This is a genomic window from Streptomyces sp. NPDC045778 (assembly GCF_056431945.1).
This window is the reverse complement of record NZ_JBWKJZ010000024.1, coordinates 68779-82077: the sequence shown is the minus strand read 5'-3', so window position 1 is coordinate 82077 and position 13299 is coordinate 68779. Positions and strand designations below refer to the sequence as shown.

Below are 13299 nucleotides of genomic sequence, written 5' to 3'. Positions count from 1 at the left end.
GCGCCTGGACACCTCGCCGTTCCACGTCGTCGACCAGCTGCGGGACTGGCCCGCGGACGGCGGGCCGCGCCGCGCCGCGCAGAGCTCCATCGGCCTGGGCGGGACCAACGCCCACGCCGTCTTCGAGGAACACGTCCCCGCCGTCGCGCCGGCTCGCCCCGACGGCGAGGGCGCGCCGCAGCTGGTGCCGCTGTCCGCCCGCACCCGCGACGACCTCGTGCGCGCCGCCGTCGCGCTGCGCCGGCACCTGACCGGGCCCCGCGCCGCCGCGCTGCGCCTCGACGACGTCGCGCACACGCTGCGCGTCGGCCGGGTCGCCATGGCCTGCCGCGTGGCGTTCGTCGTGCGCGACCTGCGCCAACTGGCCGCCGAGCTGGACGCGTTCGTCCAGGCACCGGACGACGACGACACCGCGCGCCGCTTCGCGGGACCCGCCGCGGGCTGTGCGGCGGCCGACGGCGACGCCACCCGCAAGCGCACCGCGCAGCTCGCCCGCAGGCTCGCCGAAGGCAAACTGAAGAAGGCGGCGAAGGCCTGGGCGCGCGGCGCCGAAGCCGACTGGAGCCCGCTCACCGGGCAGCGGCCCGCCCGCCGCGTGAGCCTTCCCGGGTACGCCTTCGCGCCGGTGCCCCACCCGTACCCGGCCCGCGCGCCGCACGCCCGCGCCGGCGCCGCGCCCCGCCCGGACGCGGCCACCGCCGCCCCGCCCGCGCACCCGCTGCTGCACGAGAACGTGTCGCCGCTCGACGGGCAGCGCTACCGCTCGTCCTTCTCCGGCGACGAGTACGTCCTGCGTGACCACGTCGTCGACGGCAAGAAGCTGCTGCCCGCCGTCGCGAGCCTGGAGATGGCCTGCACGGCCGTGCGCCAGGCCCTGCCGGAGACGGCCGGGCGGCGCACCGTCGTGAAGAACGTGACGTGGGCACGCCCCGTCGTCGTGGGCGACGGCGGCAGGCAGGTGGAGTTCACGCTCACCCGCGACGACACGGCCCCCTCCGGACCGCTGGGCTTCGCGCTCCTCGCGGACGGCGACCAGCTGTGCGTCCAGGGGCGCGCCACCACCGAGGCGGCCGCGCCGCAGCCCCGCGTCGACCTCGGCGCCCTGCGCGACCGGCTGCGCCTGCGGCCCCTGGAGGGCGAGGACGTCTACGCGCACATCGCCCGCGCGGGCGTCGCCTACGGCCCCGGCTTCCGCCTCGTGCACGTCCTGCACCGGGGCGAGGACGAGGTGCTCGCCGAGCTGCGGCTGCCCGCGCACCTGCGCGCCACGTCCGGCGCGTACGCACTCCACCCGAGCTTCCTCGACGCCGCCGTGCACGCCTCGCTCGGCCTGGACCCGGCCTTCGACTCCCCGACGGGCGCGGCGTCCGCGACCGCCACGGACGGGGCGACGCGGGTGCCCTTCGCGCTCGACCGGCTCGACGCGTACGCGCCCTTCGGCGAGACGATGTACGCCTGGGTGCGCCCGGCGCAGGGGCGCTCCACCGCGGCGGAACGCGTCCTCGACATCGACCTCCTCGACCCGGCCGGCCGGGTCTGCGCCACGCTGCGCGGCCTCGCCTACCGCGCCCTCGCCGCGCCCGAGCGCCGGGAGCCCGAGCGCCCGCCGGGGGAGGACCGCGCCTCACGGCTGCGCACGCTCCTTCCGGTGTGGGAGCCCCGGCACCCCGCCGAGACACCTGCCCCGCAGGCCGCCCGCGGCGCGGTGCTCGTCCTCGACGCCGACCGCAGGCTGCGCGCCGAACTCGCGGCGCTCCACCCCGGCCACCAGCGCGTCGACCTGCCCGACGGCGCGTCCGTCGACGACATCGCCGGGCTGATCCGCACGGCCTGCGCCGCCACCGACGGCCGTATCGCCCATGTCGTGTGGGTCGCGCCGGCCGAGACCTCCCACGGCATGGTCGAGGGCCAGGAGCGCGGCGCGATCGAGGTCTTCCGCACCGTCAAGGCCCTGCTCGCCCTCGGCCACGGCACGCGCGAACTGGCCTGGTCCCTCTACACGTTCGGCACCCAGTGCGTCCGCGCACAGGACCCGGTCGCGGCCACGCACGCGAGCGTCCACGGCCTGGCGGGCAGCCTCGCCCAGGAGCACACGCGCTGGACGATCGACCTCGTCGACCTGCCGCACCCGGACTCCGGCGACCGCGTCGGCGACCACATCGGCGCTGAGCGACACCTCACCGGGGTGCGGCCCGGCACCACGCTCGCCCTGCGCGGCGGCCGCTGGTTCTCCCAGGAACTGCTGCCCACCACCGCCCTGGAACCGGCCACCGCCCCCTACCGGCACGGCGGCGTCTACGTCGTCGTCGGCGGCGCGGGCGGCATCGGCGAGCTGTGGAGCCGGCACATGGTGGACCGGTACCGGGCCACGATCGTGTGGATCGGGCGGCGCCCCCTGACCGGCGAGGTCCGGCGACGCCTCGCCGACCTCGCCGAGCGGGCCCGTGCGGCGGGAGCGGCGGCCCCCTCCTACCTCCAGGCCGACGCCCGCGACCACGCGAGCCTGCTGGCCGCCCACGCGCGCGTCAAGCGGGACCACGCGCGGATCGACGGCGTCGTGCACTCGGCGATCGTCCTCGCCGACAAGACCCTCGCGCACATGGACGAGGAGCGCTTCCGCGCCGCCCTCGCGTCGAAGGTCGACGTCGGCGTCCGCGTCGCCGACGTGTTCGGGGCCGAGCCGCTGGACTTCCTGCTGTTCTTCTCCTCGGTCGAGAGTTTCGTCCGCGCCCCCGGCCAGGCCAACTACGCCGCCGGATGCACCTTCAAGGACGCCCTCGCGCACGCCCTGGACCAGGGCACCGTGGCCAAGGCGGTCAACTGGGGCTACTGGGGCGTGGCCGGTGTCGTCAGCGACGCCTTCTACCGCGAGCGGATGGCCGCCGCGGGAGTGGACTCGCTCGACCCCGACGAGGCGTTCGCCGCCCTGGAGTCCTTCCTCGCGGGGGAGCACGCCCAGGTCGCGCTGATGCGCACCTTCGGCGACGAGGCGCTGCGCGGCCTCGCCCTGGCCGAGCACCAGGGCCGGCACCGGCAGCCCCTGCCCTCCGTGCGCGACGCCGTGGTGTCCGCGCACCGCCCGCCGCACGGCGAGGTCGAGCGGCTGCGCCGCTTCCTGCCGCACCCGCGCATGCGCGAACTCACCCTGAACCTCCTGTACGTGACGCTCCGGGACCTCGGCGCCGCACGCCCGGGCGGCACGGGCCACCGCGTCCTGCCCCGGTACGAGCGCTGGCTGGAGGAGAGCCACCGGCTCTTCGCCGAGGCCGGGCCCGCCCTCGCCGCGGGGAACCTGGACGGCGCCGCGCTGTGGCGCCAGTGGCGGGCCGAGCGCGACGGCTGGCAGACGGGCGCCAACCAGCGCGCGCAGGCCGACCTGGTCGAGTCCTGCCTCGAGGCCCTGCCGGACGTCGTCGCCGGCGCGCGCCAGGGCACCGAGATCCTCTTCCCCGGCTCCTCGCTCTCCCGCGTCGAGGGCGTCTACCGGGGAGACCCCGTCGTCGACTACTTCAACGACCAGCTCAGCGTGGTCCTCGCCGACGCCGTACGCGCCTGGGGCGCGGCCGAACCGGCACGGCGGCTGCGTGTCCTGGAGGTCGGCGCCGGGACCGGCGCGACCAGCGTCAAGGTCCTCAAGGCCCTCGAACCCTTCGGCGACCGCATCGCCGAGTACCACTACACCGATCTGTCCAAGGCGTTCCTGTTCCGCGCCGAGGAGCGCCTCAAGCCCCGCTACCCGCACCTGACCACCGGCATCTTCAACGCCGAGCACGCGCCGGGCCCGCAGGGCGTCGACCTCGGCGGCTTCGACGTCGTCGTGGCCACGAACGTCCTGCACGCCACCGCCGACATCGCCCGCACCCTGCGCAACGTCAAGGCGACCCTGCGGCCGGGCGGCCTGCTCTTCCTCAACGAGATGAGCCGCAACACGCTCTTCGCCCACGTTACGTTCGGCCTCCTGGACGGCTGGTGGCTGTACCGGGACGCCGCCCTGCGCATCCCCGGCAGCCCGGTGCTCTCCGCCGAGAGCTGGCGCGAGGTCCTGGAGGACGAAGGGTTCCGCACCGGCGCCCAGCCGGACACCGAGGCCCACGCGCTGGGGCAGATGCTGCTCGTGGCCGAGAGCGACGGCCGCTTCCGCACGGCCGACGGCTCCCAGGACCGGCCCGTGCTCCGCGCCACCGCCCCCGTGGCCGCCTCGGCGGCGCCCTCCACCGACGACGAGGGCGTACTGCGCGCCCGTACGGCCGACTACTTCGAGCGGCTGCTGCGCGAGGCCCTGCACCTGGCGGACGGCGAGCTGGACCCGGCCAAGGACCTGCACGACTACGGCCTCGACTCCATCCTGGTGTCCGGCATGAACAGCGCCGTGGCCCGGGACTTCGAGGACGTCAGCAGCACCCTGTTCTTCGAACTGCGCACGCTGGACGAGCTGGTGGAGCACTTCGTCGAGCGGCGGCGCCCGGAGCTGAGGGCACTCTTCGGCCTCGACGGCGCCCCCTCCCCGGGCGCGCCGGCTCGGCAGGCGCCCGCCTCCCTCGCCGAGAGGGCCGTCGCGTACGTCACCGGCCTCGTCGCCGAGACGCTCAAGCTCGACCCCGAGCGGCTCGACGTGGACGCCGACCTCTTCGACCTCGGCCTCGACTCCATCCTCGTGGTCCAGCTCAACAACACCCTCGGCCGCGACTTCGAGGACCTCAGCAGCACGCTGTTCTTCGACCACTCGACGGTCCGGGACGTGGCCGCGTACTTCGTGACGACGCACGCCGCACGCCTCGCCGAGACCCTGGCCCCGCCGCTGGAGGACAGCTGCCGGGCGCCGGCGGCCGAGGCCGAGGAGACCCGGCCCGCTCCCGAAGCACGGCCTGCTCCCGAGGCCCGGCGCGGGGCCGAGCCGCACTCCGCCGACATCGCCGTCGTGGGCCTCGCCGGGCGCTACCCCGGCGCCGAGAGCCCCGCGCGCCTCTGGGAGAACCTGGCCCGCGGCCAGAGCGCCACCGCGCCCTACCCGGCCGACCGCTGGTGGTGCGACTGGCAGGACCGGGAGCGCCCCTGGGGCGGCTTCCTCGACGACGTGGCCTCCTTCGACGCCGCGTACTTCGGCATCGACGAGCGCGAGGCCGCGGCCATGGACCCCCAGGAGCGGCTGTTCATCGAGACGGCGCACGGAGCCGTGCAGGACGCGGGCTACACACCTGCGGCCCTCGCCCGGCACGGCCGCGTCGGCGTGTTCGTGGGCGTCATGAACGCCACGTACAACGGGCGCACGGCCTACTCGTCCATCGCCAACCGCACCTCGTACCTCTTCGACTTCCAGGGCCCGAGCGTGGCCGTCGACACGGCCTGCTCCGGTTCGCTCACGGCCCTGCACCTGGCCGTGCAGAGCCTGCTCTCCGGCGACAGCGCCTGCGCGGTGGCGGGCGGCGTCAACCTGCTCCTCGGCACCGACCACTTCGACGTGCTCCAGGAGCACGGCCTGCTGTCGTCCGGCGAGCGGTGCCGCCCCTTCTCCGAGCACGCCGACGGCTTCCTCGCGGCGGAAGGCGTCGGGGCCGTGGTGCTGCGGCCGCTCGCCGACGCGGTGGCCGCGGGCGACCACGTCTACGGCGTGATCAAGGGAAGCGCCGTCAACTCCGGCGGCCGCACCAGCCGTTACAGCACGCCGAGCCTGGACGCGCAGCGCGACGTCGTCACCCACGCCCTGGCCCGGGCCGGGGTCACCCCGGACACGGTCAGCTATGTGGAGGCCCACGGCACGGCGACGCCGCTCGGGGACTCCCTGGAGATCTCCGCGCTCAGCCGCGCCTTCGCCGGTGACCGCCCGGGGCAGTACTGCGCCGTCGGCTCGCTCAAGTCCAACCTGGGCCACTGCGAGAGCGCCTCGGGCATCGCCGGTCTCACCAAGGTCCTGATGCAGCTGCGGCACGGCGCGCTCGCGCCCTCGATCAACGCCGAGGACCTCAACACCGGCATCGTCTTCAAGCAGTCGCCGTTCCACGTCCAGCGCGAGCTGGCCCCCTGGCGGCCGGTCGACGCCGAAGGCCGCCCCCTGCCGCGGCGCGCGGGCATCTCCTGCTTCGGCGCGGGCGGCTCGAACGCCCACCTGATCATCGAGGAATACGAGGGCATGGCGGACACAGCGGACATGGCCGACGGCGAGGCACGCCCCACCGGGGCGACGGCCGACGAGACCTGCCTGGTCCCCCTGTCGGCGCACACGCCCGAGCGGCTGCGCGCGGCGGCCGGGCGCCTGGCCGCGCACCTGGGCGACGCGGAGCGCGAGCGGCGCCCCATCCCGCTGCGCGACCTCGCGCACACCCTCCAGACCGGCCGCGACGAACTGCCCGTGCGCCTGGCCCTCGTCGTCCGCTCCACCGCCGAACTGGCCACCGCGCTCGCGGAGTTCAGCGCCGACGGCGTCGCGGGCCCCGACCGGTACGCCGACCTCACCGCCGCCGGTACGCGGCCATCGGCGGCGGGCGGCGCGACCGGAGACCCGCACGCGGCCGCGCGGAGCTGGCTGGCCGGCGCGGACGTCACGTGGGACGCGCTGTACGCCGGGCGCCCGCCGCGCCGCGTCAGCCTGCCGACGTACCCGTTCGCCAAGCACGACCACTGGTACGCGCCCAGGAAGAGCGACCACGCGCACGTGGCGCCGGTCCGGACCGAGGAGCCCGCGACCGTGCGGCCGGCCCCCCGCCCCGAGGGCGGCACCACATCCGACGTGCGCGCCTGGCTGCGCGCCGCGCTCGCCGACGAGCTGGACGGCGCGCCCCACGAGGTGGCCACAGACCGCGAGTTCGCCGCCCTCGGCGTGTCCTCGATGGGCCTGGTCCGCCTCTCCCGGCGGGTGCGGAGCGAGCTGTACGCGGACTTCGCGTCGGCCGCGCTCTTCGAGCACCGGACCGTCGACGCCCTGGCCGCCCACCTCGACGACGTACGCCCGCGAGGGGCGGGAGCCCCGGACGGGACCGAAGCGTTCGTGCCGCACCCGCTGTCCGAAGGGCAGCGGGGCCTGTGGAGCCTCCAGCAGTCCGTACCCGAGTCGAGCGTGTACAACGTGCCGCTGTGCTTCCAGGTGTCCGGCCTCGACCTCCGGGCCCTGCGCGCCGCCTTCGACCGCGTCCGCACCCGCCACCCGCTCCTCGCGGCCGTCGTACGACGTGACGGCGACCGGCTCGTCTTCGCCCGGCCCGGAGTCGCGCGGCCCTTGGTCACCGAGCACGAGCTGACCGCGACGGACCCCGACGAGGTGCGCGCACGGCTGCGCGCGCACGCCCGGGAACCCTTCGACCTGGAGAACGGCCCGCTGTGCCGGCTGAGCGTCTTCCGCGGCGCCGAGGGCACGGACGCCTGGGTGCTCCTGAACGCCCATCACCTCGTCCTCGACGGCGCCTCCGCCGTCGTGCTCGTGAAGGACCTGCTGGCGGCCTACCGAGGCACCGCCCTTCCGAGCGCCGAGCACGCCCCGTACGCGGAGTTCGTCGCCGACGAGGCCGCCCTGCTGGCCGGTGACGAGGGCGCGGCCCGGCTCGCGTACTGGCGCGAACAGCTGGCCGCGCTGCCGCCCGCCCCGGCCTTCCCCACGGACCGGCCGCGCTCCGCCCCCGACCGGGGGCGCCACGGAGCGACCGAGGCCCTGCGGCTTCCGGCGGACCTCGGCCACCGCGTCGCGCGCTTCGCCCGCGAGCGGGGCGTCTACCCCTCCGCCGTGTTCCTGGCCGCGCACAAGGTGCTGCTGCGCCAGTACACCCAGCAGGACGACCTCGTCGTCGGCATGCCCGTCAGCACCAAGCCCGCGGGCCGCTTCGACGCCACCGTCGGCCACTTCGTCACCATGGTGCCCGTCCGCAGCCGGATGTCGGGGCGCGCCACGTTCGCCGAGCTGTGCGCCGACGTCCAGGGGACGCTCCTCGACGCCCTCGCGCACGCCTACCCGTTCGGCCCGCTGGTCCGCGAGCTGGGCCTGGGCACGGCCGACGGCTCCGCGCCGGTGTTCCGCCACGCCTTCATGTACCAGGACTGGCACGAGGACGTGACGGCGGGGACCCCCGGCGTCCGCCACGTCGAGGGCGTCCACCAAGAGGGCGAGTACGAACTCGTCATCGAGGTCGTCGAGCCGCACGCCACCGAGGACGCCTACACCCTCAAGGCGAAGTACGACCCGGCCCTGTTCGACGCCGCGACCGTGGACCGGCTGCTGCGCCAGTACGTCCACCTCCTGGAGTCGGCCCCGGCCGGCGACCCGGGACAGGCGCTCGACGACTGCCCGCTCGCCTCGCCGCAGGAGCTGCGCACCCTCACCGTGGAGTGGAACGACACCGCCGTCACCCAGCCGGACCGGTGCGTCCACGAGCTGTTCGCCGAACAGGCGGCGCGCACTCCGGACGCCGTCGCGCTCGTCGCGGGCGCCGAGTCCGTGACGTACGCGCGACTGGACGAGCGCACGCGGCAGCTCGCCGCACGTCTGCGCGGAGCCGGCGTGGGGCCGGGCCGTCTCGTCGCCGTCCACCTGGAGCGCTCCGTCGACCTCGTCGTCGCGCTGCTCGCCACCCTGCGCGCCGGGGGCGCCTACATCCCCCTCGACCCGGACTATCCGCAGGACCGCATCGCCCACATCCTCGCCGACGCCGCGCCCGCCGTCCTGGTCAGCGACACCGCGCTGCGCGGGCGCGGCGACGCCCTGGACCGGGCCGGCCGGCGCCTGCTCCTGCTCGACGACCCGGCCTGCGACCCGACGGCCGACGCGCTGGCCGGCGGCACGGCCGCGCCCGGCGGCGACGACCCCGCGTACGTCATCTACACCTCCGGCAGCACCGGCCTGCCGAAGGGCGTCGTGGTGCCCCACCGCGCGCTCACCAACTTCCTGTGCGCGATGGCGCGGCGGCCGGGCCTCGGCGCGGGCGACCGGGTCCTCGCGGTGACGACGCACAGTTTCGACATCGCCGCCCTGGAGCTGTACCTGCCCCTGGTCACCGGCGCCGAGTGCCACCTCAGCGACCCGGCGACCGCGCGCTCCGGGGACCGGCTCGCGGCGCTGATCGCGCGCGTGCGGCCCACCGTGATGCAGGCGACTCCCGCGACGTGGACGATGCTCCTGCACGCGGGCTGGACCAACGCCGAGGGCCTGCGCGTGCTGTGCGGCGGCGAGGCGCTGTCCGAGACGCTCAAGGAGCGCCTCACCGCGCTCGGCGGCGAGGTGTGGAACCTGTTCGGGCCCACCGAGACGACCGTGTGGTCCACGGTCGCCCGCGTCGAGGCGGGCCGCCGCGTCACCATCGGGCACCCCATCGACAACACCCGGATCCACATCCTCGACGAGCGCGGCCGCACGGCTCCCGTCGGGGTGCCCGGGGAGCTGTGCGTCGCGGGCGACGGGCTCGCGCTGGGTTACCTCAACAAGCCCCGGCTCACCGCCGAGCGGTTCCCCGCCGACCCCTTCACGCCGGGCGGCAGGCTGTACCGCACGGGCGACCTGGCGCGGCGCCTCGCGGACGGCGCCATCGAGTGCCTGGGGCGCATCGACTCCCAGGTGAAGGTGCGCGGCTTCCGCGTGGAGCCGGGCGAGATCGAGCACGCCCTGGCCCGGCACGCGGCCGTGCGCGAGTGCGCCGTCGTCACCAGGGCCGAGCCCGCGACCGGCGCCACCCAGCTCGTCGCCTACTGGACCGGCGGCGACGCCACCGCGCGCGAGCTGACCGAGCACCTGCGCCGGACCCTGCCCGCGTACATGGTGCCCGCCTTCGTCCTGCCGGTCGACGGGCTGCCGCAGACCCCCAACGGCAAGGTGGACCGGCTCGCGCTGGCGCGCCGGCCCATCACCCTGCCCGAGGAGCCCGCCGCGGAGCGGAGCCCGGCAGGACCGGGCATCCCGGGCGCCGGTGCCGCCGGTGACGCCGGTGCCGTCAGCGACAGTGACGTACTCGCCCTGTGGCGGGACGTGCTCGGCGTCGCCGGGCTCCGCCCCACGGACGCCTTCCTGGACGCGGGCGGCAACTCCGTGCTCGCCGTGGTGCTCGCCCACCGCGTCGCCGAGCGCTTCGGCGTGCCCTTCACGTCGGCCGACGTCTTCGGCTGCGTCGACGCGGCCGGCACGGCCGCCCGGCTGCGCGCGGACCTCGGCGCTGACACCGGAGCGGAGCGTCGGCCGGGCGTCGAGGCCCGCACCGACGAGGCGCCCCGGACCGACTACGCGCCCCGTACCGCACCGGCGGCCCCGGAACCGCCCGCCGGTCTCGACGGCGCGGTCGCCGTCATCGGCGTCTCCGTCGGGCTTCCCGGCGCCGACGACCACCGCGCGTTCTGGCGCAACCTCGTCGCGGGCACCGAGAGCGTCGAGCTGTGCCCGCCGGAGGAGCTGCGCCGCCTCGGCGTCGACGAACGCCTGATCCAGGACCCGGCACACGTGCCGGTCCGCGCCAGCATGCGCGGCAAGGGCCTGTTCGACCACGCCTTCTTCCAGGTCTCCGCGCGCGACGCCGAACTGATGGACCCGCAGGCGCGGCAGCTGCTCCAGCACGCCTGGAAGGCCGTCGAGGACGCCGCGTACCTGCCCGAGGACATCGCCGACGCCGCGGTGTACATGTCCACTGCCAACTCCCTCTACCAGGCGCCCGTCACCGGCCCCGGCGCCCGCCGCGACTCGGAGGCCCTCGTCGGCTTCCTCCAGGCTCAGCCCGGCACCGTGCCGACGACCGTGTCGCACCGGCTCGGCCTGCACGGACCGAGCCTGTTCGTGCACAGCAACTGCTCGTCGGCGCTCGCCGGTCTCGCCCTGGCCTGCCAGGGCATCCAGTCGGGCCAGACCACGCACGCCCTGGTCGGCGGCTGCGCGATGTACGGCGAGGAGACCGTCGGCTACCTCTACGAGGAGGGCATGACGCTGTCACCCGACGGGCACTGCAAGCCGTTCGCCGCGGACGCCCGCGGCATGGTCGGCGGCGAGGGAGCCGTCGTCGTCCTCCTCAAGGACGCCCGCGCGGCGGTGCGCGACGGCGACCACATCCACGCCCTCGTACGCGGCGTCGGCATGAACAACGACGGTGCCCGCAAGGCGGGTTACTACGCGCCGAGCCTCACAGGCCAGAGCGAGCTGATCGCCTCCGTCCTGGAGCGTGCCGGGGTGCGCGCCGAGTCCGTCCGCTACCTGGAGGCCCACGGCACCGGCACCGTCATCGGCGACCCCGTCGAGGTGAACGCCGTCTCCGAGGCCTTCCGGCGCCACACCCGCGCCACCGGCTTCTGCGGCATCGGCTCGGTGAAGGCGAACCTGGGCCACCTCGACGCGGCGGCGGGCCTCGCGGGCCTCGTCAAGTCCGCCCTCGTCCTGAGTCACCGCACGGTGCCGCCGACCATCAACCACGCGGCGCCCAACCCGCAGATCGACTTCGAGAACTCCCCGTTCCACGTGGTCGACCGGCTCACCCCGCTGCTGCCCGCCGCGGAAGAGCCGCTGCGCGCCGCCGTCAGCTCCTTCGGCATCGGCGGCACGAACGTCCACGCCGTCCTCGAAGAGGCCCCGCCGCGCGAGGGCCACGGCCACGGCCTCCCCGGGCCGCACCTCGTGCCCCTGTCGGCGCGGACGCCGGACGCCCTGCGCCGGTACGCCCGCGACCTGGCGCGGCACTTCGCCGACGAGGCCGAGCCGCCGCACATCGCCGACGTCGCCTTCACCTTCCAGGTCGGGCGCACCGCCATGGCCTGCCGGAAGGCGTTCGCGGCCGGCTCCGTGGCCGAACTCGTCGCGGCCCTGGAGGACTTCGCTGTACGCGATGCGGCGCCCGCGCAGGCGGCCGGCCAGGCGCCGGGGCGGGCGCCCGCCCCCCGCGAGGTCCTGGACGTTCTGGACGACGACGACCGGCGCGCCCTGGTGGGCCAGTGGCTCGCCGAGCGCAGGCTCGACAAGGCGGCCCGGCTCTGGGAGGCGGGCGAGCCCGTCGACTGGCGGCAGCTGTACGCGGACGGGCCGCGCCCGCGCCGCCTGAGCCTGCCCGCCTACCCGTTCGACGAGCAGCACTTCTGGCTGCGCGCCGAGCCCCCGGCCCCCGTGGCGGACGACGCCGTCGCACCCCGCCTGTTCGAGGAGCGCTGGGTGGCACGCGACGCCGCGGCGGTCACGGACGCCGCCGCCCGGCGCGTGGTCGTGGCCTTCCTGTCCGACCCCGCCGCCCAGGACGCCTACCGCGCCGCGGCCCTCCGGCACGCGCCCGGCACCCGCCTGGTCTTCGTCGCCAGGACCGGCACCCCGGAGCCCGCCCGTGACGAGGCCTCAATCGCCGCCGCGTTGCCGGTGTACCGCGTCGACCCCGCCGACGAGCGCGCCCTGGCCCGGGCACTCGTCGCCGTCACCGAGGCCCACGGCCCGCTCGACGCCCTCCACTACCTGTGGCCCACCGAGCGCGCCGACGGCCGTCCGCCGCTGCGGGAACTGGCCGACGTCGGCGTGCTCGTACGCGCCGTCGCCGCCACCGGCGCCGACTGCGACATCCTCGTCGCGGGCCACTTCGACGACGCCGTGAGCCAGGCGGCCCTCGACGCCCTGATCGGCTACGAGCGCTCCCTGTCCGGCCCGCTCCCGGGCGCCGCGCTGCGCGTGGTGCTGCACGAGGGCGCCGCGACCCCGGTCCGCTGGGCGGAACTGCTCCTGACCGAGCAGCGACAGGAGCGGAAGGCCGCAGCCCTCTACCGGGGCGGACAGCGCCACGTCTGCGAGGTGCGGAGCCTGCCCGACACCACCGGGCGGAGCACGGGCGCCCTGCGCGAGGGCGGCACCTACCTCGTCACCGGGGCCTTCGGCGGCCTCGGCCGCCGCGTCGCCGAGCACCTGGCCCGCGCCTACCGCGCGAACCTCGTCCTGCTCGGCCGCTCGCCGCTCGGCCCCGCCGACGAGACCTGGGCCGCGGGGCTCGGCGAGCACGGCGGCACGGTCGTCTGCCGCCGCGCCGACGTCACCGACGAGGACGCCCTCGTCGAGGCGCTCAGCACCCTGCCGCCCGCGCTGCGCGCCATCGACGGCGTCGTGCACGCCGCGGGCACGGCGCGGCGGCTCGCCGTGACGGACTCCACCCGCGACAGCGCACTCGGCGTCCTCGCCGCCAAGGTGGACGGCACGCTCGCCCTCGAACGGGCCCTCGCCCGCACCCGGGCCGGGCGCGCCGCGGAATTCGTCTGCCTCTTCTCGTCCAGCTCCGCGACCCTCGGCGACTTCGGCAGCTGCGACTACGCGGTCGCCAACCGCTTCCAGGCGGCGTACGCGCGCGCCCTCGCCGAGCGCGGCGAGCGACGGCTGCTCGCCGTGGC

General features: G+C 76.0%; 1 protein-coding gene (only partly in view). It reads left to right on the top strand.

Every position in this 13299-nt window falls within one protein-coding gene, locus tag AC07GB_RS27580, for an amino acid adenylation domain-containing protein (protein ID WP_478849974.1), read on the top strand. The gene is 22104 nt long; 4499 of those nucleotides lie to the left of the window and 4306 to its right, leaving coding positions 4500-17798 in view (codon 1500, partial, through codon 5933, partial); the first codon wholly inside the window starts at position 2. Both codon boundaries (start and stop) fall beyond the window edges.